This is a genomic window from Ensifer adhaerens (assembly GCF_002007205.1).
Taxonomy (GTDB): Bacteria; Pseudomonadota; Alphaproteobacteria; order Rhizobiales; family Rhizobiaceae; genus Ensifer; species Ensifer adhaerens_D.
In genome coordinates this window covers 471,737-490,468 of sequence record NZ_LAZS01000008.1, presented here as the reverse complement: position 1 = coordinate 490,468, position 18,732 = coordinate 471,737, and the positions used below count along the sequence as shown (strand labels likewise).

21 protein-coding genes are annotated in these 18,732 nt (G+C 63.6%); 12 read left to right on the top strand and 9 right to left on the bottom strand.

What is annotated here, in order from left to right; all coding sequences use genetic code 11:
• Window positions 1-18: 18 nt before the first annotated feature.
• Window positions 19-921, bottom strand: coding sequence for a M23 family metallopeptidase (locus tag XB14_RS20575; protein ID WP_077963447.1), 903 nt, complete (start codon window positions 919-921; stop codon window positions 19-21).
• Between the two features lie 134 nt (window positions 922-1,055).
• On the opposite strand from XB14_RS20575, the gene XB14_RS20570 reads away from it, so the two are divergent.
• Window positions 1,056-1,544: an RrF2 family transcriptional regulator gene (locus XB14_RS20570; RefSeq protein WP_077963446.1), complete on the top strand. Its 489-nt coding sequence runs from the start codon at window positions 1,056-1,058 to the stop codon at window positions 1,542-1,544.
• Here XB14_RS20570 and XB14_RS20565 read toward each other — a convergent pair.
• The 4 genes from XB14_RS20565 to XB14_RS20550 form a co-directional block, all read right to left on the bottom strand.
• Complete coding sequence (locus XB14_RS20565) at window positions 1,527-2,537, bottom strand: mechanosensitive ion channel family protein (protein ID WP_077963445.1); 1,011 nt, start codon at window positions 2,535-2,537, stop codon at window positions 1,527-1,529. The two genes, XB14_RS20570 and XB14_RS20565, sit on opposite strands and share 18 nt — an antisense overlap.
• Window positions 2,538-2,604: 67 nt before the next feature.
• Complete coding sequence (locus XB14_RS20560) at window positions 2,605-3,012, bottom strand: cupin domain-containing protein (RefSeq protein ID WP_077963444.1); 408 nt, start codon at window positions 3,010-3,012, stop codon at window positions 2,605-2,607.
• Window positions 3,013-3,064: 52 nt separating this feature from the next.
• A complete protein-coding gene (locus XB14_RS20555) occupies window positions 3,065-3,817 on the bottom strand; it encodes an SDR family oxidoreductase (protein ID WP_077963443.1) in 753 nt (250 codons plus the stop codon).
• Between the two features lie 28 nt (window positions 3,818-3,845).
• Window positions 3,846-4,325 (bottom strand): carboxymuconolactone decarboxylase family protein, encoded by a 480-nt coding sequence (locus XB14_RS20550; protein WP_077963442.1) that lies wholly within the window; start codon window positions 4,323-4,325, stop codon window positions 3,846-3,848.
• A gap of 129 nt (window positions 4,326-4,454) precedes the next feature.
• On the opposite strand from XB14_RS20550, the gene XB14_RS20545 reads away from it, so the two are divergent.
• A complete protein-coding gene (locus XB14_RS20545; RefSeq protein WP_077963441.1) occupies window positions 4,455-5,360 on the top strand; it encodes a LysR family transcriptional regulator in 906 nt (301 codons plus the stop codon).
• A 12-nt stretch (window positions 5,361-5,372) separates the two neighbouring features.
• Here XB14_RS20545 and XB14_RS20540 read toward each other — a convergent pair whose 3' ends face one another.
• Window positions 5,373-5,858 (bottom strand): Lrp/AsnC family transcriptional regulator, encoded by a 486-nt coding sequence (locus XB14_RS20540; RefSeq protein WP_077963440.1) that lies wholly within the window; start codon window positions 5,856-5,858, stop codon window positions 5,373-5,375.
• Between the two features lie 142 nt (window positions 5,859-6,000).
• Between XB14_RS20540 and XB14_RS33590 the strand changes: the two genes are divergently transcribed.
• Together XB14_RS33590 and XB14_RS20530 are read left to right on the top strand one after the other, a co-directional pair.
• Complete coding sequence (locus XB14_RS33590; RefSeq protein ID WP_077963439.1) at window positions 6,001-6,417, top strand: DUF2000 domain-containing protein; 417 nt, start codon at window positions 6,001-6,003, stop codon at window positions 6,415-6,417.
• A gap of 309 nt (window positions 6,418-6,726) precedes the next feature.
• Complete coding sequence (locus XB14_RS20530) at window positions 6,727-7,905, top strand: MFS transporter (protein ID WP_077963438.1); 1,179 nt, start codon at window positions 6,727-6,729, stop codon at window positions 7,903-7,905.
• A gap of 76 nt (window positions 7,906-7,981) precedes the next feature.
• On the opposite strand, the gene ycaC is transcribed toward XB14_RS20530, so the two are convergent.
• A complete protein-coding gene (gene ycaC, locus XB14_RS20525; protein ID WP_077963437.1) occupies window positions 7,982-8,608 on the bottom strand; it encodes an isochorismate family cysteine hydrolase YcaC in 627 nt (208 codons plus the stop codon).
• Between the two features lie 146 nt (window positions 8,609-8,754).
• Between ycaC and XB14_RS20520 the strand changes: the two genes are divergently transcribed.
• Both XB14_RS20520 and XB14_RS20510 read left to right on the top strand, forming a co-directional pair.
• Complete coding sequence (locus XB14_RS20520; protein ID WP_077963436.1) at window positions 8,755-9,762, top strand: LysR substrate-binding domain-containing protein; 1,008 nt, start codon at window positions 8,755-8,757, stop codon at window positions 9,760-9,762.
• A gap of 211 nt (window positions 9,763-9,973) precedes the next feature.
• Window positions 9,974-10,267 carry a hypothetical protein gene (locus tag XB14_RS20510; RefSeq protein ID WP_034787562.1) on the top strand — a complete coding sequence of 98 codons (294 nt, stop codon included), beginning with the start codon at window positions 9,974-9,976 and terminating at the stop codon, window positions 10,265-10,267.
• Between the two features lie 42 nt (window positions 10,268-10,309).
• Here the strand turns inward: XB14_RS20510 and XB14_RS20505 are convergent, their stop codons facing one another.
• Complete coding sequence (locus tag XB14_RS20505; protein ID WP_077963434.1) at window positions 10,310-11,008, bottom strand: aspartate/glutamate racemase family protein; 699 nt, start codon at window positions 11,006-11,008, stop codon at window positions 10,310-10,312.
• A 238-nt stretch (window positions 11,009-11,246) separates the two neighbouring features.
• Here XB14_RS20505 and XB14_RS20500 point away from each other — a divergent pair, with 238 nt between their 5' ends.
• The 5 genes from XB14_RS20500 to XB14_RS20480 all read left to right on the top strand — a co-directional run bounded on the left by XB14_RS20500 (window position 11,247) and on the right by XB14_RS20480 (window position 16,452).
• The gene (locus XB14_RS20500; protein WP_077963433.1) at window positions 11,247-12,776 is read left to right on the top strand and encodes an ABC transporter substrate-binding protein; all 1,530 of its coding nucleotides are present in this window, start codon (window positions 11,247-11,249) and stop codon (window positions 12,774-12,776) included.
• A 116-nt stretch (window positions 12,777-12,892) separates the two neighbouring features.
• Window positions 12,893-13,834, top strand: a complete 942-nt coding sequence (locus XB14_RS20495; RefSeq protein ID WP_077963432.1) for an ABC transporter permease — start codon at window positions 12,893-12,895, stop codon at window positions 13,832-13,834.
• The gene (locus tag XB14_RS20490; protein ID WP_077963431.1) at window positions 13,834-14,703 is read left to right on the top strand and encodes an ABC transporter permease; all 870 of its coding nucleotides are present in this window, start codon (window positions 13,834-13,836) and stop codon (window positions 14,701-14,703) included. Before XB14_RS20495 ends, XB14_RS20490 begins: the two co-directional genes overlap by 1 nt.
• Before the next feature lie 3 nt (window positions 14,704-14,706).
• A complete protein-coding gene (locus tag XB14_RS20485) occupies window positions 14,707-15,915 on the top strand; it encodes an amidohydrolase/deacetylase family metallohydrolase (RefSeq protein ID WP_077963430.1) in 1,209 nt (402 codons plus the stop codon).
• Window positions 15,916-15,936: 21 nt separating this feature from the next.
• The gene (locus tag XB14_RS20480) at window positions 15,937-16,452 is read left to right on the top strand and encodes a RidA family protein (RefSeq protein ID WP_077963429.1); all 516 of its coding nucleotides are present in this window, start codon (window positions 15,937-15,939) and stop codon (window positions 16,450-16,452) included.
• A 15-nt stretch (window positions 16,453-16,467) separates the two neighbouring features.
• Here the strand turns inward: XB14_RS20480 and XB14_RS20475 are convergent, their stop codons facing one another.
• Window positions 16,468-17,274: an IclR family transcriptional regulator gene (locus tag XB14_RS20475; RefSeq protein WP_077963521.1), complete on the bottom strand. Its 807-nt coding sequence runs from the start codon at window positions 17,272-17,274 to the stop codon at window positions 16,468-16,470.
• 217 nt (window positions 17,275-17,491) lie between these two features.
• Between XB14_RS20475 and XB14_RS20470 the strand changes: the two genes are divergently transcribed.
• Window positions 17,492-18,691 carry an aminotransferase class V-fold PLP-dependent enzyme gene (locus XB14_RS20470; RefSeq protein ID WP_077963428.1) on the top strand — a complete coding sequence of 400 codons (1,200 nt, stop codon included), beginning with the start codon at window positions 17,492-17,494 and terminating at the stop codon, window positions 18,689-18,691.
• The last annotated feature ends 41 nt before the right edge of the window (window positions 18,692-18,732 follow it).

Genomic DNA, 18,732 nt, shown 5'->3' with positions numbered 1-18,732 from the left:
TCAACCGGGCACCGGCCCTCACCTGACGAACTGCGCGTTGCGACCCGGGATACGCCCGTCGAAGGACAGTTGAACGCCCATTCCTGATCCGGCATCGACGGCATGGATATGAAGGTGCGGCTCGGTGCTGTTGCCGGAGTTGCCGACCGTGCCGATCGGCGCACCGGCGGAAACCCGCGCGCCGACGGCGGCGGTCACGCTGCCTTGGCGTAGGTGCGCCAGTTCCACCCGCATGCCATCGCAAGCGATGATCACGTGGTTGCCGGCCGGATTGTCCCGGTCCACCTCGGGTGGTGAAAGGTCCGGCAGTCCGTCGACCGCCGCGATCACCTCTCCGGCGCAGGGGCTGACGACGGTCTTGCCGAAGATGGCATAGTCGGCGGGATTCTTCGGCAGCAGGCCATATGCACGGAAGCCAGCATCGCCGACGGCGGTAATGTCGAGGGCGTGCCGCTGCGCCGGGTGGTCGCTGTGGTGGTTGAGCACGCCGATGCCACCACCTTGCGCGACGACGAAGCGGCCGCCGGAAAGCGGAAACGACAGCGCGCGCGGATCGTGTCGCGCGCCCATTCCCCATGCGACATAGGCGAGCGCCGCGCCGAAGACGACAAGGGGGACCACCATCGGCACGAGGCTGCGCGCCAGCACGCCGCGATCCGGCGACAGCCAGGGACGATGCCTGTGCCGCAGCAGCGGGACGAGTGTGGCAACGGCGGCGAGGACGGCAAGCGCGGCCCGGGTCCAGAACCCGGCAATATCCCAGCGGTTGAGAAGCCCGATCAGGGACAGCAACACGGCGGTCTCGGCAAGCGCCAGCAGCCAGCCAAGCCGCGTCGGTTCATCAAGCCGCCACAGACGCCAGATGAAGGCAAGCGGCAACAGGATGCTGAGAGCCAGCAGAAAACCGATGACAGCGACCATTTCCTCTCCTGTTGCCTTTGACGCGCGCAGTCATCCGACCTGGCGCTGTTTACACAGGGAAAAAATAGGGATATTTTTTGTCCTTAATAGATGCAAGGCGCATCTGCCGGACGAGTAAATGATCGTTAGAGCGAATGATCCTTAAGAGCCAAGTCGAATGGGCGCTGCACTGTTGCGCCATTCTCGCCGGCCTGCCCGAGGGCCGCTACCTTTCGACCAAGGCGCTGGCGGAATTCCACGGGCTTCCGAAAGAGTATCTGTCGAAGGCGCTGCAGAGCCTGTCACAGGCGGGCCTCGTCCACACGACCCTCGGTCCATCAGGGGGCTACCGGCTGGCGAAAGCGCCGGCGGAACTGACCTTCCTTGAGATCGTCGAGGCGGTCGAAGGCAGGTCGCGGACCTTCGTCTGCACCAACATCCGGGCCAACAATCCCTGCCGGGCGCCCGGTTACTGTGAAGAGACGCCCTGCGCCGTGGCGCGCATCATGTGGGAGGCGGATGAAGCCTGGCGCGACAAGTTGCGGAACGTGCGCTTGTCCGACCTGGTGGAAATCCTCTCGAAGGAGATCCCGTCAGACCTCTGGAAGCGCAGTTTCGAATGGGTGCTAGAGCGCGCCGGCTGAGGATGGCTTGAGCTCGGGCTCGGCAGGCGGCGTGTAGAGATAGGCTTGGGCCGGCGGCGCCAGCGAAAGCCCGCTTTGACGGCATTGCTCATGCACGCGGGCGATCACTTCGTTGCGCCCAGGCGTTCTTTCCGCCGGGCTTCTGACACGAAATTGCAGTTCAGCTTCGATCGCCACGGCGTCGATGGCCTTGAGGGCGACCACCGGTTCCGGGTCGTGCACGATCCGGCCGCAACCCTGCAAGGCGGCCCGCAGCACCTCTTCGACCCGCTCCGGCGGGTGATCCGCCGCGAGGCGGACGGGCAATGCGATCTGATGGGTCTCGTCGGGACGGCTGAGGTTGGTGAGGCTCACCTTGGCGAGCGCGCTGTTCGGCAGAACGATGACATTGTGGGCACCGGTGAGCAGGAACGTCGAGCGCCAGTTGTTCTCGATGACGCGACCTTCGGTGCCGTCGCCAAGCGCGATCCAGTCGCCGATGGCAAAGGGCCGGCCCAGCGTCAGCGCGATGCCCGAGAAAACGTCGCCGAGGGTGTTCTGAAGCGCCAGGCCGAAGATGATCGCGACCACGCCGGAGGTGGCGACAAGCGTACCGATGGGAGCCTTGAACACGAAACCCAGAACCGCAAGCGCCACCCCGAGATAGACCACGGCGACGATGAGATCCTGCAGAAGACGCGCCTCCTGCGGCCGCTTCTCGAGAACGATGTAAATGCGCACGAAGCCGATAAGCGACCAGGCGAGATGTGTCCACCAGAGCACGCGCGCCGACGCCGCCAGAAAGGCGGCAGCACCTTGAAGATGCCCGTCGTCGCTGCGATGCGGCATGATGCCTGCGAGAATGAGAACCGCAGTCATCGCCGAAAAGAACAGGATCTGGACGATCAGCCTCGCGGTCGGGCGGCCGCGGCCCTGCAGGTGCCAGACAACGATGCCGGTCACGCCGAGAAGGTTGATCAAAACGAGAGGCAACGGCAATTGGTCAGTGAACATCGATGGCTCCACGGAGACGAGGGCCGGTTCGCCTCCGGCGCCGGCCCTCGTCGCGAATAATGCCGATTTACTTCGTCATCGGATAGGTCAGTTCCTTCTCCGCGGTATCGACGACGAAGACCGCCAGCAGCTTGGCCGGCTCGGTATCGCTGCCGTTGGCGCTGACGCCGTGACGGTCGCCGGGCATCTCCGAAAAACTCTCGCCGGCCTTGTAGACTTTCACCGGGCCGTCATTGACCTGGCTCTTGATCGATCCTTCCAGCACCGTGGCATAGATGAAGGCCGTGCTCGGATGGGTATGCGCCTCGGACGAGCCGCCGGGGCCGTATTCCACCAGCACACCCTTGATGCTCTTGCCCGGAACGTTCGGCAATTCGTGCTCATAGACGAGCGTGACCTTGGCGGCGTCGCCGGCAGCGGCGGTGCCGCACAGGGCTGCAGTAACGGCAAGAGCGGCGAGGAGAGATTTGATCATGTCTGAAATCCTTTCAGAAACTGGCGACGCGCGACGAGCGCGTCCTGTTCGGTTACTTGCGGGGCACCGACGCGAACCACTCTTCGAAGGTGATCCGGCCGAGACGGGGATTGTCGTCGGAAACGAGCGAGGCGTCCGAAAGCAGGGCGCCGAAATAGCGCGCCTCCCGGTCAGGCTCGACCTTGCGATTGTCGCCGCTCGCCGTGAGATAGCGGGCGACGAGGTCGCTGAGGCGCGAACGTTCCGGGCCGGCGATCTCGACCGTGCCGTTGACGGGAGCGGCGAGCGCAACCGCAGCCATGGCATCGGCGACATCGTCAGACGCGATCGGCTGCACATAGGCCGGCGACAGGCGCACCGTGTCGCCAACCGTTCCGGACTGCGCGATGCCGCCCAGAAACTCCATGAACTGGGTGGAATGCACGATCGTATAGGGAATGCCGGATGCCCTGATCAGCTTTTCCTGGGCGAGCTTGCCGCGGAAATAGCCGCTCTCCTGCAGCCGTTCGGTGCCGACGACCGAAAGCGCGATATGGTGTTTGACGCCGGCCGATCTTTCCGCCGCAAGCAGGTTGCGGCCGGAGGTCTCAAAGAAGTCGAGCACCGCCTTGTCCTCGAAGGAGGGCGCGTTGGCAAGGTCGATGACGACATCGCAACCGGTCAGCGCCTCGGCAAGACCTTCACCGGTGACCGTATTGACGCCAGTGTTCGGTGAGGCGGCAATGACCTCGTGGCCTTGCCTGCGCAGGCGCTCCACCGTCTTGGTGCCGATCATGCCCGTTCCGCCGATGATGACGATTTTCATGGAATCCTCCTATCGCTGCGGAATGGGGCTAGTTCAGTCCGGCCTTGTCGAGGCCGTAGAGCTTGTCGGCCGAACCGGGGACGGCCTTGGAGGCGACGCTGACACGGTTCCAGGCATTGATGACCATGATGGAGAAAGTCAGGTCGGAGATTTCCTTCTCCGAAAGCTGGCCGCGCACGCGTTCGTAAAGTTCGTCCGGAATGCCGCCTTCGGGCAGTTTCGTGACCGCTTCGGTCCAGGCGAGCGCTGCGCGTTCGCGCGGAATGAAGAGGCTCGATTCACGCCAGATCGCGACGTGGTAGAGGCGCAATTCGCTCTCGCCGTGAATCTTTGCCTCCTTCACATGCATGTCAAGGCAGAAGGCGCAGCCGTTGATCTGCGAGGCGCGGATGTTCACGAGGTCGCGGATCTTCTGCTCTATGACGCTGTCCTTCAGGCTGAAGCTGAGCTCGGAGATTTTCTTGAAGAACTCGGGTGACTGCTGGGCGTAGTTCAGGCGCTGGGTCATGGCTTTGCTCCTAATTACGGACATTTGTTATCCTTATGGATACAAGATATCCTTAATTGATGGACAGTAAAGCGGATCGGGCGTAAACTCCGCGCATAAGGCTTATGTCGAAACGTATGGGGAAGCCGGATGGATATCGTTTCTGCGCTGAGAGCTTTCCTGCGGGTGGCAGAGACCGGCTCGTTTTCCGCCGCGGCCACCGATCTCGGCCTGACGCAGCCGGCGGTCTCGCGCCAGGTTTCGGCGCTGGAGGAGCACCTGAGCACCCGCCTCCTCCACCGAACGACGAATGCGCTGGCACTGACCGCCGAGGGCGAGCACATGATCCCGATGGCGCTTCGCGTGGTCGAGGCCGTCGATGCTCTCCGCGAGGCCTCCGGCGGAGAGACCGGGCTTGCAGCGGGCCGGGTGCGGCTCACTCTGCCCGCGCCGCTCGGCCTTTATCTCAGCGATCGTCTTGCCGCCCTGCTCGGCCGTCATCCGGGCCTGTCCGTCGAGATGCTTTTTCGCGAGTCGCCTTCGGATCTCGTCGGAGAGGGCATCGATCTGGAAGTGCGCTTGGGTCCGGTGTCGGAGAGCGGCCTGATCTGCCGGCGTATCGGCTGGACGACTGCATTTCTCGTGGCCGCGCCCGACTATCTGACCGGGCGGCCTGAGCCAAGAACACCCGACGACATCGCCGGGCACGAATGCATCTGCTACAGCCGCGCCGGCGACGGTCGCCAGTGGACGTTTTCCGAGGGGTCCGACGACGTTTTCGTGCGCATCGCGCCGCGGCTCGTCGCCAACAACGCCGTGGCCGTGCACCGAGCGGTCCTCGCCGGCAACGGCCTTGCGATCCTCTCCCATATCCTGGCATGCCCTGATATCGAGGCCGGTCGGCTGGTCAACGTCATGCCGGCGTTTCCGCCCGCACGCCTGCCGATCAGCGTCGTCTACCCCTCGCGCAGGAACGTGCCGCTGCGGGTGCGCACCGTTCTCGATTTCCTTGTCGAGGCTGTCCGGGAAGACCCGCTGATGGCTTCCGCCTCCTGACGAGGCGAGGTCTCAGCGCTGGCCGGCCGAGGCGCGCAGGGGCAGACCGCTATAGGGTTTGATCTCCTTCAGCACGAAGGTCGTTTGCATTTCCTTGATGCACGGCAGTCGACGGACCACTTTCATCGCAAAATCCGAATAGGAATCGAGGTCGGACGAGACGACCTGGAGCAGGAAATCCGCGTCGCCCGCAATGCTGTAACAGGCGACGACGCTATCGAGCTTCATCACTTCATCGGCAAAGGCGTCCGCTTCCGCCTCCGTATGGCTGTCGATCTTGACCCGGATGAAGGCGAGCACGCCGAGGCCGATTTCCCTGCGATTGAGAACGGCCATGTAACCCTGGATGACGCCGTCGTCCTCGAGCTGCCGCACGCGCCGCCAGCAGGGCGAGGTCGACATGCCCACCTCCTCCGACAGCGCCTGGTTGCTCAAGCGCCCGTCATTTTGCAGCGCGGTCAGGATCTTCACGTCGGCGGGGGCCAGAACAGCAGGCATATTCTATCTCATTTCCGGTTGTATCTGGTATAATCTACCGCGCCTTCATAATTGTTGGCAACATCCGAAAGAATCTACCTCTCCACACGGTCTATCCTCCCGCCCGGCAACTGCCTTGAAAAACAGAGAGGAAACAGACCACGTGCTTCAGGACACTCGCCTCGCCATCATCGTCAATCCCGAGCTTCTGCCGGGTCAGCTGGCCAACACGATCGCGGCCATATCCATCGGCATCGGCTCGGCGATGCCCGGCCTCGGTAACCAGCGACTGACGGACAGCAGGCAGAATACGATCGATATCAGTTCCAACCGGCCCATCCCGATTCTCCAGGCCGATGGCCCGGCGATCCGCGCGCTGCTCTTGAAGGCGCTGCCGAAGGAGGAGGGACGCGTCGTCGTGCCGTTTCCGGCCTTCGCGCGTTCGCTGCACAGCTACGCGGACTACGAAACGCAATTTCCGCAGCGTGACCTCTCGCAGGAGACGATCGATGGCATTGGACTGGCCGGCGCCGCCCAATGGGTCAAGTCGCTGACGGGATCGTTGAAATTGCTGCGCTAGGGCAAAAGTCTCGAAGCGGCGCGGGGCGTGCCAGAGCCCGCCCCGCCCGGCATGTACATTTTTTTCATCAGAGCCATACCAATCCGAGATTGGTGGCGACACATTCGCAACACTGGCAGCCATTCTATCGGAAAGGCGCCGCTTTCCGACTTGACGGCCTCTTATCGCCTTGACGGAGCCGGCCCCGCGCGACAAGCTCTGAAAACAATTTTCAGAATATCAGAATCTCTTCACATACCGCATCGGCTCGACGGCTCTCGCCGCTGCCGAGGGGGCATCGTGCGACACGATATCCGGGGAACAATGCGCATGACCAATCAACGGCTCATCATGCTGATCTTCTTCCTGCAACCGATCGCCTTCGGCGCCTGGCTGCCGCGCATTCCCGACATACAGCAAAGGCTCGGCCTCGGCCCGGCGGAACTGGCAATCGCGCTGCTGGGCATGCCCGTCGGAATTCTGCTGACGCTTCCGTTTGCCGGACGTTTCGTCGCCTGGATCGGCGGCCGCGCCACGATCCTCTACGGTTTCGTTGTCTTTCTGGCCCTCGTCTGGCTGCCGACATGGGCCCCGAACATCGAGGTGCTCTTCGTGGCGCTCGCCATCGTCGGCGCGGCACTGACCACGCTCGAACTCGGCCTCAATGTCGAGGCCGACGCGATCGAGAAACACTCCGGGCAGCTGATCATGAGCACCTGCCACGGCTTCTGGAGCCTCGGCATCATGACCGGCAGCCTGGTCGGCGTCGGCTTCGCGGCGCTGCACGTGGCACCGGAATGGGCAGTGCCGCTGACGGCCGCGGGCATGCTGCCGATCAGCGTCTTTTTCGCCCGGAAGCTGCCGCTCCTCAAGAGCGGCGAGGCCGCGGCTGCAGAAGCGGCACCGTCCAGACGCAAGCTGCCGGGCTGGGCGTTGCTTGGCGTCTGCTTCTTTGTCTTTGGCATCACCATGACCGAAGGCGCAGTCGCCGACTGGTCGGCCGTCTTCCTGCGCGACGTCTTCGGGCTTTCCAGCGCCAGCGCCGGTTTCGGCTACTCGATCTTTGCCTTCATGGTGGCGGCCGGGCGCTTCGGCGGCGACCGGCTGAAGGCGAGCTACGGACCGGTTGCGGTGGCGCGTGCCTGCGGCATCGCCAGCATCACCGGGCTGCTTCTGGTGGTCGTAAGCCCCGCCGCCTGGGCAGCGCTTCTCGGCTTTGCCGCCATGGGTTTCGGCGTGTCCGTCGGCTTCCCCTTCGCCGTCACCGCCGCTGCCGATCAGAAGGACCGGCCGGCCGCAGCGAGCGTCGCCATCCTGTCCTTCATTGCGCTGCTCGGCTTCCTGCTCGGACCGCCCCTGATCGGCCTGATCGCCGAGTACAGCGACATGCGCTTCGGCCTTGGCGTCCTCGTGCCCTTCCTCGCCGTCAGCCTGCTCCTGACCGGCCGGCTCAAGCCCGCCGCCCGCGTGGACGTGCAGGACGCCGAGCAAGCCCCCAGCCGCGCGTAGCCACCACGGCAAAAGCCAACGCGAAAGCCCCGGCCAATTCAGGCCGGGGCTTTCGTCGTTTGTCGCCAGGCGTGCCTTACTTGCGCGCCGCCATGGTGTTGTAGCTGGTGATGAGGTTGCGGTAGTCCGGAATGTGGTTCGAAAACAGCGTGCCGAGACCTTCGATGTCGTTGCGCCAATCGCGGTGCAGTTCACAGGCAACGCCGAACCAGGTCATCAGCTGAGCGCCGGCGGCGGTCATGCGCGACCAGGCGGAATCGCGCGTCACCTCGTTGAACGTGCCGGAGGCGTCCGTGACGACGAAGACCTCGAAGCCTTCCTCGATCGCCGAAAGTGCCGGAAACGCGACACAGACCTCGGTCACCACGCCGGCGATCAGCAACTGCTTCTTGCCGGTGGCCTTCACCGCCTTGACGAAATCCGCGTTATCCCAGGCGTTGATCTGACCCGGGCGGGGAATGAAAGGCGCATCGGGAAACATTTCCTTCAGCTCCGGCACCAGCGGGCCGTTCGGACCATCTTCGAAACTGGTGGTCAGCACTGTCGGCAGCTTGAAGTATTTGGCGAGATCGCCCAGCGCCAGGACATTGTTCTTGAACTTGTCCGGATCGAAATCGCGCACCAGCGACAACAGGCCGGCCTGATGGTCGACGAGCAGGACGGCGACATCATCCTTGTTGAGACGTACGTAGGGCTTGGTCATCGGAAGTCCTTTCCTTCGTTTGGTTTCCCTCACCGCCGGCAGCGCAGGTGTTGCTGCCTGATCCGCTGTGATTGAACGTAGGCTACCGCAGGACTGCGCATGCAAATAGATTGTGAATTCCGACGCAGCGTCCTATCAATAGAACGATGCAAGACCTGAACGACCTCTACTATTTTGTCCAAGTCGTGGAGCATGGCGGCTTTGCGGCTGCGGCACGGGCGACCGGAACGCAAAAGTCCCGGCTGAGCCGACGCATTGCGATGCTGGAGGACCGGATCGGCGTCCGGCTGATCCAACGCTCGCCGCGGCGGTTCTTCGTCACCGATGTCGGTCGCGAATATTACCAGCGTTGCGTCGCGGTGTTAATCGAGGCCGAGGCGGCCGATGCATTCATTGCCCAGCACCAGGGAGAGCCCCAGGGCAGCCTCCGGGTCAGCTGCCCCACAGCACTGATTTCCTTCCAGTTCGGCCGACTTTTCGCCCGGTTCATGACCGCGCATCCGAAAATCAGCCTGCAGCTCGAAAGCACCAACCGCCGCGTAGACGTGATCGCCGAAGGCTTCGACGTCTCGATCCGCGTGCGGTTTCCGCCGCTGGAGAGAAGTGAGCTCGTGATGCGCAAGCTCGACGACAGCTCGCAGTATCTCGTTGCCAGGCCCGGCTTTCTCAAGGAACCGATCGGCGAGCCCGCTGAGCTGGCGGGCCTGCCGAGCCTCGCCTGGACCTCGGCCACCCACAGCTACGAATGGCGGCTGGAAAGCGCCGATGGAGAGCAGGCGGTCGTCCGGCACGAGCCACGCTTCCTGACCGACGACATGGCGGCGCTGCGCGAGGCCGCGCTCGACGGCGCCGGCATCGTGCAGCTGCCGACCATGATGATCTGGAAGGATCTGGCGGCCGGCGCCCTGGTGCCGGTGCTGCCGCAGTGGCGTCCGGCATCCGGTATCGTGCACGCCGTCTTCCCCTCCAGGCGCGGACTTCTGCCCTCCGTTCGCACCTTCATCGACTTTCTCGCCCAGGAATGCACCGCAGATCGCCTGACAGTCGACGAAAGCCTGGCATGGCCGGCAAGGCCACCCCATATCACGACCGAGGGTATCCGGCGTCCAGGGGACCCTACTCGAAAACGAAAAGATGCAATAGGAACAATCTGATAAGACTTCTGAAGTCTACGCCACGCGGGTCCGCCGACCCATGCGCCAGCCGCATAGTAGCCATTCCTTGCATATCGGGCCGCCGCGCACGATCTTTATGGAGAAGCCGCGTTCGACGCCGGCTCCCCTCCTTAACCCACCCCAGTCGTAGACTTTTCCCCCGGCCTCGGCCGGCGCGGCCATTTCGGCTTGAACAATAGGGAAGGTAATCATGCAGACAACTGCCAAGACTCCCGACGCCAAGACACTTGATGCAATGACACTGGATGAACGCTCCAACATGATGGCGCTGGTGGCGGAGGCGCTCGAGGCAACGGCCGAGAAGGCCTACGAGATCGGCGACGACCGGTTCGCCGAGAACTCGATCAGCCTCGCCAACATCATCATCGGCTGTGCGGACGACCTGGTGGTCGGCGACCTGCCGGCGGCCGAACTGCTTTTGCAGCAGGGCATTGCGCTTCTCAGCCTGTTTCCGGGCGAGCCCCGGGAATTCACCTTGCACTAACACCAGCGTTTGCGACCACGGTCGGCCACCAGCCGGCCGTGGTCAGGTGTCTGCGAGCGCGACATCGACCGCGGCAAGCGCATGGATCTCGGTCGTATCGAACACCGGCACCGGGCTGTCGGCCTGTGAAATCAACAGCATGATTTCGGTGCAGCCCATGATGATCGCTTCTGCGCCGGCATCGACAAGCCGCGCGATGATGGCGCGATAGGCGTCGCGCGAGCTGTCCTTGACGACGCCGGCAACGAGCTCGCGATAGATGATCTCGTGCACCTTCGCCCGGTCTTCCGCCTCCGGCACCAGCACATCGAGGCCGAACGTCTCCTTCAGCCGCCCCTTGTAGAAGTCCTGCTCCATCGTAAAGGCCGTACCGAGCAGGCCGACCTTTCGAAGGCCTGCGGCCTTGATTTTCGCCGCCGTCGGGTCGGCGATATGAAGCAGCGGAATGGAAACGGCTGCCGAAACGTCGGCTGCCATCTTGTGCATCGTGTTGGTGCAGATCATCAGGAAATCGGCGCCGCCCGCTTCCAGTCGCCGTGCCGCGGCAATCATTTCCCCGGTCAGAGCCTGCCAGTCGCCATGATGCTGCAGCCGCTCGATCTCGCCGAAATCCATCGACCACATCAGCGATTTTGCCGAATGCACGCCCCCCAAGCGGTCGCGAACCGTCTCGTTGATGATCCGGTAATACTCAGCCGAACTCTCCCAGCTCATGCCGCCGATCAGGCCGATGACCTTCATCCAACGCTCTCCCATTTCGAACCGGACTCCGGGCTAACAAATCGCGAGGCTTCGCGATAGCTCCCGTCGCCGCGCTTGATCCCGACAAACCAACTCTTCCCGGCTCCGGAAGCCGGTGACGCGGCAGCGATTGTGACAGGCGGGCGACACCCCGTTGACATTTCCACCTTTGTGCCGTTTTATATTCCAAAATAAAGAACGACATAGCATAACTATGGAATATTGAGGAGGAGAAAACATGAAATCGACTAAACTTGCCTTGCTTATCGGAACAGCATTGGTGGCCTCGGCGACGCTCGCCTTTGCCCAGGAAAAGGGTGGCGTGATCAACGTCGCGACCGTCGGCGAACCGCCGACGCTCGACCCGATGGCATCGACGGCCGACCTCGTCGGCATCGTCTCGCAGCACATCTTCGAGACCCTCTACACCTTCGACAAGGACTGGAAGCCGACGCCGCTTCTGGCCGCAGCGCTTCCCGAGATCAGCGCCGACGGCAAGACCTACACGATCAAGCTGCGTTCGGACGTCAAGTTCCACGACGGCACCGAGCTTGACTCTAAGGACGTCGTCGCCTCGCTCGAGCGCTGGACCAAGGTCGCCTCGCGCGGCAAGCAGACGGCAACGACGATCTCAGGCATCGAGGCGGTCGATCCGCTGACCGTGAAGATCTCGCTCAACACGCCTTACGCGCCGCTCGTCTCGCTGCTCGCCTTCAACAACTCCGCAGCAATCGTGCTTCCGTCGGAAAAGCAGGCCGAGCCGATGACCGATTTCGTCGGCACCGGCCCCTACCAATTGAAGGAGCGCAAGGCCGACCAGTATATCCAGCTGACCCGCTACGACGCCTACAAGTCGCCGGAAGGCGAGGCCAACGGCTATGGCGGCGCCCGCCACCAATATGCCGACGAAATCCGCTTCGTGCCGGTGCCGGACCCGAACACCCGTGTCGAGGCCGCCGTTTCCGGTCAGTATGATTATGTCGATTCTCTGCCGGTCGAATCCTTCGAGCGCGTCAAGGGTTCGAGCGCCTCCGATGCCGTCATGCTGCAACCCTTCGGCTGGCCGGTCTTCGTGCTCAACTCCGGCAACGGCATGACCAAGAACCTCGACCTGCGCAAGGCGATCCGCGCTTCGCTCAGCATGGAAGACATGATGGCGGCCGCCTTCGGCACCACCGACTTCTATGCGCTCGACGCGGCCCTTTACCCCTCGCAGTACACCTGGCGCACCGATGCCGGCACCGAAGGCGCCTACAATATCGCCGATCCGGAAAAGGCCGGCGAACTGCTGAAGACCGCCGGCTACAAGGGCGAGCCGCTGCGCATCCTCACCAGCCGCCAGTACGAGTTCCACTACAAGATGGCGCAGGTTGCGGCCGAATACCTGAAGCTCGCCGGCTTCACCGTCGATCTGCAGGTGGTCGACTGGGCGACGCTCACCCAACACCGCGCCGACCCGACGCTCTGGGACATCTACATCACCCACAGCCCCTTCCTGCCGGAACCGGCCCTCATCGGCATGATGTCGACCAAGGCGCCCGGCAACTGGGACACCCCGGCGCGCGCCGCGGCGGTCGATGCCTTCAACGCCGAATCCGATCCGGCCAAGCGCGTGGCGCTCTGGGCCGACGTGCAGAAGGTGATCTTCGAGGAAGTGCCCTTCATCAAGATCGGCGACTTCAACGCGCTGTCGGCCAAGGCAAAGACGCTTGAAGGCGTCTCGCCGGCCCCGTGGCCGTATTTCTGGAACGCTTCGATCAAGAAGTAAGCTCCCACCCTCCCAGGGACTTCGGCGGGCGCCCGGCCATTGGTCAGGCGCCCGCCGGAAGGGCGCGCCATTTCCGTCCCGACGGTTGAGGCGCACAGGAAAGGTTCGAGGCCACCATGTTACGCTACATCTTCCAGCGGCTGATGGGCATGATCGTCGTCATGGCGATCGTCGTCACCATTGTCTTCGTCATCGTCCGGGTGACGCCGGGCGATCCGGCAGCCGTCATGCTCGGCCCGGAGGCGACCCAGGAGGACATTACGGAACTGCGCACCCGGCTTGGCCTCGACCAGTCGCTGGGCCTGCAATATGTCTACTATATCGGGCAGTTGCTGCAGGGCGATCTCGGCCAGTCGATCTTCCTCAACCAGCCGGTGACCTCGGCATTGGCAGAGCGTGCCGAGCCGACCTTCTTCCTCACTCTGTTTTCGATCGTGATCGCCTGCGCCATCGCGCTGCCGATCGGAATCTACGCCGCATACAGGCGCGGGTCCTTTGTCGACCAGGCCGCAACGACGCTTGCGATGCTGGCGGCGAGCATACCGAGCTTCTGGCTCGGCCTGATCCTGATCCAGGTGTTTGCGGTGCGTTTCGGCTGGTTCCCCGTCTCTGGTTATGGCGGTCCCGGCTCCTCCTTCGCAGATCGCATGTATCACCTGACCTTGCCGGCAATCGCGCTCGGCGTCGTCTCCTCCGCGCTGATCCTGCGCTTCACCCGCGCCTCGATGCTCGACGTGCTCGGTGACGATTTCATCCGCACCGCCCGCGCCAAGGGCCTTGGCGAACGCAAGGTGGTGATGAAGCACGCGCTGAAGAATGCGCTGATCCCGATCCTGACGATCATCGGCCTCACCGCCGCCGTGCTGATCTCCGGCGCCGTCGTCACCGAAACCGTCTTCGGCCTGCCGGGCGTCGGCAATCTCGTCGTCTCCGCCGTTCTTCGCCGCGACTATCCGGTCATCCAGGGCGCGCTGCTCGTCATCGCCGCGCTCTACGTGCTGATCAATTTCGCGATCGACATGCTCTACCTCCTCGTTGATCCAAGGGTGCGCTACTGATGGCTATTTCCGTATCTGCCCCGAACGAGAGCGAAGGCCGCAAGTTCATCCGCCGCCTGCTGAAGCGCAAGACCGTTGCCTTCGGCCTCATCGTGCTCACCGTCTTCGTGCTGCTTGCGATCTTCGCGCCGCTGATTGCGCCTTACGCGCCCGGCAAGCTGTCGATCGTCAACCGCCTGTCGCCGCCGAGCCTGCAATGGTTCTTCGGTACCGACGAATTCGGCCGCGACGTCTTTTCCCGCACCATCTATGCCGGCCGCCTGTCGCTGCTTGTGGGCGCCGCCGTCGTCACGCTCGCAACCGTGATCGGCGTCGTGCTCGGCCTGCTTGCCGGCTTCTTTCCGAAGCTCGACACCCCGATCGCCCGCGTCATCGACGCGATGATGGCTTTCCCGGACATCCTGCTGGCGATCGCGCTGGTCGCGGCCTTGGGCCCCTCGCTGACGACCGTGATCATCGCGCTCAGCATCGTCTATGCGCCGCGGCTCGCCCGCGTGGTGCGCGCGTCGACACTGGTCATCCGTGAGCTTCCTTACGTCGAGGCGGCCCGCGCGCTCGGCATCTCGACGCCGCACATCATGACGCGGCATGTGCTGCGCAACCTGCTGTCGCCGGTCCTGGTGCAAGGCACCTTCCTCTTTGCCCATGCGATGCTCGCCGAAGCCGGCCTCTCCTTCCTCGGTGTCGGCGTCAGCCCGGAAATCCCGACCTGGGGCACGATGATTGCGTCCGGCCGCCAATATATCGGCCAGGCCGACTGGGTGACGCTCTTCCCCGGCATCGCCATCGTTCTTTCGGTCCTGTCGCTGCAGATGGTCGGGGACGGCCTTCGCGACATGCTCGACCCCCGCCTCAGAAAGGATCTGTAAGTCATGGCTAACCAAAAAAGCAACGGTCCGGTCCTCATCAGCCAGGTGAAGCCCGTCGCCTTCGGCATGGTGCCACCGGCGGAAACCATCGACATCCTCGTCGACGGCGAAGGCCGCATCGCAGCCCTCGGCCCGAACCTGGAGGCATCAGGCGACATGCGTCGCATCGAGGGCAAGGGCGCCTGGATTTCGCCCGGCTGGATCGACCTGCACGCCCATGTCTGGCACGGCGGCACCGACATTTCCGTGCGTCCGCAGCTTTGCGGCATGGAGCGCGGCGTCACCACCATCGTCGATGCGGGCTCGGCCGGCGAAGCCAATTTCCATGGCTTCCGCGAATACATCATCGAGCCGTCGCGCGAGCGCATCAAGGCGTTCCTCAATCTCGGTTCGATCGGCCTCGTCGCCTGCAACCGCGTCAGCGAACTCTCGGACATCCGCTCGATCGACATCGACCGTATCATCGCCTGCTACCAGGAAAACCGCGAGCACATCGTCGGGCTGAAGGTGCGTGCCAGCCATGTGATCACCGGATCCTGGGGCGTGACCCCGGTGAAGCTCGGCAAGAAGATCGCCAAAATCCTGAAGATCCCCATGATGGTGCATGTCGGCGAGCCGCCGGCGCTCTACGACGAGGTGCTCGAAATCCTCGGCCCAGGCGACATCGTCACCCATTGCTTCAACGGCAAGGCCGGCTCGAGCATCATCGAGGACGAAGACCTGTTCGAGCTTGCGGAGCGCTGCGCCGGCGAAGGCATCCGCCTCGACATCGGCCACGGCGGCGCCTCCTTCTCCTTCCGCGTGGCGGAAGTGGCGATCGCCCGTGGGCTCCTGCCCTTCTCGATCTCCACCGACGTGCATCTGCGCAGCATGAACCAGTCCGTCTGGGATCTCGGCACCACCATGTCGAAGCTCTTGAGTGTCGGCATGCCCTTCGAGAAAGTGGTCGAGGCCGTGACCCAGGCACCGGCCTCGGTTATCCGCCTTTCGATGGACAATCTCTTGAGTGTCGGCGCCCGCGCCGAGTTCACCCTCTTCGATCTCGTCGATAGCGAACTCCGGGTCTTCGATTCCCTCGGCGCCGAGGCCCATCTCAACCGCCTCTTCGAGCCGCGCTACGCGGTGATGGGCACCGAGGTGGTCGCCGCCAACCGCTACCAGCCGCAACACATCGAATGCCCGGACCACAGCCACGGCTTCAGCTACCGCTAAACCGAGGCGCAGCATACAAAAATGACAGGACAACGCGTGAACAGTCTGGATCCGAAAAACGACAGCCCTGCCGCTGTCTCACCCTACGACCGCCTGCAGGCCCTCGGCATCAACCTGCCGCCGGCGCCGCCGCCGATCGCCAATTTCGTGACGCATGTGCGCGAAGGCAACATCCTGTATCTCTCCGGCCAGGGCCCTCGCGAGCCCGACGGTCATCTCTATGCGGGCAAGGTCGGTGGCGATGTCGATATCGACAGCGCCTATGACCATGCGCGACTGACCGGCATCAACCTGCTGGCCGTCATGCATGACGCGCTGGGGGACCTCGGAAAGGTCAAGCGCATTGTCAAGATCCTCGGCATGGTCAATGCCGTTCCGGATTTTGCCGAACATCCGCGCGTCATCAACGGCTGCTCGGACCTGATGATGGACGTCTTCGGCGAAGCGGGCAGCCATGCGCGCTCGGCGGTGGGTTTCGGGTCGCTGCCCGGCAACATCACCGTCGAGATCGAGGCGATCGTCGCTCTTCACGAGTGACGACGGGAGGTCGGATCAATGGCTGCGCCAGCCCATCATCTTCTCGATCCGCTCGGCGGAAACCCTGACGTGATCGGCGTAGAACGCCCGGTCGTCGAGGATTTTCTGCTCGGGCAGAACGATCGAGATCGTGGCGGCGCAATTGCCCTTGTCGTCGAGGATGGGTGCGGCGACGCAGGCGACCGCGTAATCGGATTCACCCGCCTGGATCGAAAGGCGCGCTTCAAGCGCGCTCTCGGCCTGGGCGGAAAGGGCGGCCGGATCGATGTCGGCGCGACCGGTCGGCGAGGTGCGCGCACAACGGCGGAAGAGCTCGAGCCGTTCATCGGCCGGCAGATGACCGACGAGCAGGCGCCCGGAGGCCGTCCAGTTGAGCGGAACGCGGGTACCGACGCGCGAGGTCACCTGAAAATGGCCCGGGCCGTCGGCCATGGCAAGCACCTGCATGTAGTCGCCGTCGCGGCCGCAAAGCTGGATCGTTTCGGCGACTTCACGGCCGAGGTCGTGCATCTCGCGGGTGGCGACACCGAGGAAATCGAGCGAGCGGGCATAGGCGAGGCCATAATGGTAGAGCCGGTCGCCGAGCCAGACGAGACCATCGGCATCGCGGCTGAGCAGGTTCTTTTCGACCATGTCGTCGACGATGACGTAGGCCGTCGACAGCGGCGCACCGACGGCCTTGGCAATGGCATAGACGCCGCTAGGGGCGCCGGTTTCATAGAGGAAATCGAGCACCTGCAGGGCGCGATCCATGCCGCTCACGCGCGAGCGGCGCGGCTTGCCGGTCGTTTCGATGTCGTCGTTCGGCGCGGCGTCGGTCATCGTCTTGTCCACTGTTCCACTCCTGCGCAGCCTGGAGCGCGCATCATCAGGAAATTGCCGGGCTTTGCCGTTGCTGCACCGCCGCCAGCGGTCGCATTCGATGACGGAAAGCCTCACCCATACTTCATTACTATGGTAGATATTCCGCGAAGACGGAATAGTCTACCCGCTTCGACCGCCAGAAAATCGCCTGCCAGAAAATCATATGGAGACCACTATGCCTGACCGTGACATTCGCGAAGCTCTCGGACTTCGTCCCGTAATCAACGTCTCCGGCACGATGACCAGCCTCGGTGCATCGATCGTGGTCCCGGAAGCGATCACTGCCATGACAGGCATACTGCCGCAGTTCGTCGAGATCAACGACCTGCAGCGCAAGGTCAGCCCGGTGATTGCGCGGCTGACGGGTGCCGAGGCCGGCTTCATTACGGCCTCCTGTTCCGCCGGCATCAGCCTTGCGGTCGCAGGCTGCATGACCGGCAGCGACCTTGCTGCCATCGAGCGCCTGCCGGATACGACCGGCCTGAAGAACGAGGTCATTCTCCAGATGGGCCATGTGGTGAGCTACGGCGCGCCCGTGGACCAGGCGATCCGCCTTGCCGGCGCCAAGCCTGTCATCGTCGGCCAGGCGACATCGGCCTATCGCTATCACATCGAAGGCGCGATCAACGAACGCACGGCCTGCGCCGTCTACGTCGTCTCGCATCACGTCGTGCAATACGGCCTCGTCGGCCTCAGGGAATTCGCCGAGGTCTGCCATGCGAAGGGCGTGCCCGTCATCGTCGACGCGGCCTCGGAATACGACCTGCGCATCTTCCTCGATGAGGGCGCCGACATCGTGCTCTATTCCGGCCACAAGTTCCTGGGCGGCCCGACCTCCGGCATCGTCGCCGGCAAGAAGGACCTGGTGCGCAAAACCTTCCTGCAGAACCTCGGCATCGGCCGCGGCATGAAGGTCGGCAAGGAAAGCATGCTCGGGGTGATGGCGGCGCTCCAAGCCTGGGAGACGCGTGACCACGCCGGCATCCGCGAACGCGAAACCGGTTACCTCAATCTCTGGCAAGAGACGCTCGACGGCCGTCCCGGCATCAAGCCGGTGATCGAGGCCGACCCGACCAACAACCCGCTCGACCGGCTGCGCGTCAACATCGACCCGCAGGAAGCCCATATCACCGCCTGGGATCTCGCCGACGCGCTTGCCCGCGGCACGCCGCCAATCATCGTGCGCGACCACGAGGCCGAGCACAATTACTTCTACCTCGACCCCTGCAACCTGCACCCGGGCCAGGAGACGATCGTCGCCAGCCGGCTTGCCGAAGAACTCGACAAGGCGAGGAGCTCCAACGAGATCATCGCGACATCGCTCAGCGAGCGCAACGCACGCCGCTTCGCAGGCCTGCTGCGCTGGCCCGACTGAGCGGCAACGACGACCAGACAACGACACGCACAGCATCTGAC

Coding starts and splice junctions, on each gene's coding strand:
- XB14_RS20575 (WP_077963447.1), bottom strand. CDS start 921: ATGGTCGCTGTCATCGGTTTTCTGCTGGCTCTCAGCATCCTGTTGCCG.
- XB14_RS20570 (WP_077963446.1), top strand. CDS start 1,056: ATGATCCTTAAGAGCCAAGTCGAATGGGCGCTGCACTGTTGCGCCATT.
- XB14_RS20565 (WP_077963445.1), bottom strand. CDS start 2,537: ATGTTCACTGACCAATTGCCGTTGCCTCTCGTTTTGATCAACCTTCTC.
- XB14_RS20560 (WP_077963444.1), bottom strand. CDS start 3,012: ATGATCAAATCTCTCCTCGCCGCTCTTGCCGTTACTGCAGCCCTGTGC.
- XB14_RS20555 (WP_077963443.1), bottom strand. CDS start 3,817: ATGAAAATCGTCATCATCGGCGGAACGGGCATGATCGGCACCAAGACG.
- XB14_RS20550 (WP_077963442.1), bottom strand. CDS start 4,325: ATGACCCAGCGCCTGAACTACGCCCAGCAGTCACCCGAGTTCTTCAAG.
- XB14_RS20545 (WP_077963441.1), top strand. CDS start 4,455: ATGGATATCGTTTCTGCGCTGAGAGCTTTCCTGCGGGTGGCAGAGACC.
- XB14_RS20540 (WP_077963440.1), bottom strand. CDS start 5,858: ATGCCTGCTGTTCTGGCCCCCGCCGACGTGAAGATCCTGACCGCGCTG.
- XB14_RS20530 (WP_077963438.1), top strand. CDS start 6,727: ATGACCAATCAACGGCTCATCATGCTGATCTTCTTCCTGCAACCGATC.
- ycaC (WP_077963437.1), bottom strand. CDS start 8,608: ATGACCAAGCCCTACGTACGTCTCAACAAGGATGATGTCGCCGTCCTG.
- XB14_RS20520 (WP_077963436.1), top strand. CDS start 8,755: ATGCAAGACCTGAACGACCTCTACTATTTTGTCCAAGTCGTGGAGCAT.
- XB14_RS20510 (WP_034787562.1), top strand. CDS start 9,974: ATGCAGACAACTGCCAAGACTCCCGACGCCAAGACACTTGATGCAATG.
- XB14_RS20505 (WP_077963434.1), bottom strand. CDS start 11,008: ATGAAGGTCATCGGCCTGATCGGCGGCATGAGCTGGGAGAGTTCGGCT.
- XB14_RS20500 (WP_077963433.1), top strand. CDS start 11,247: ATGAAATCGACTAAACTTGCCTTGCTTATCGGAACAGCATTGGTGGCC.
- XB14_RS20495 (WP_077963432.1), top strand. CDS start 12,893: ATGTTACGCTACATCTTCCAGCGGCTGATGGGCATGATCGTCGTCATG.
- XB14_RS20490 (WP_077963431.1), top strand. CDS start 13,834: ATGGCTATTTCCGTATCTGCCCCGAACGAGAGCGAAGGCCGCAAGTTC.
- XB14_RS20485 (WP_077963430.1), top strand. CDS start 14,707: ATGGCTAACCAAAAAAGCAACGGTCCGGTCCTCATCAGCCAGGTGAAG.
- XB14_RS20480 (WP_077963429.1), top strand. CDS start 15,937: ATGACAGGACAACGCGTGAACAGTCTGGATCCGAAAAACGACAGCCCT.
- XB14_RS20475 (WP_077963521.1), bottom strand. CDS start 17,274: ATGACCGACGCCGCGCCGAACGACGACATCGAAACGACCGGCAAGCCG.
- XB14_RS20470 (WP_077963428.1), top strand. CDS start 17,492: ATGCCTGACCGTGACATTCGCGAAGCTCTCGGACTTCGTCCCGTAATC.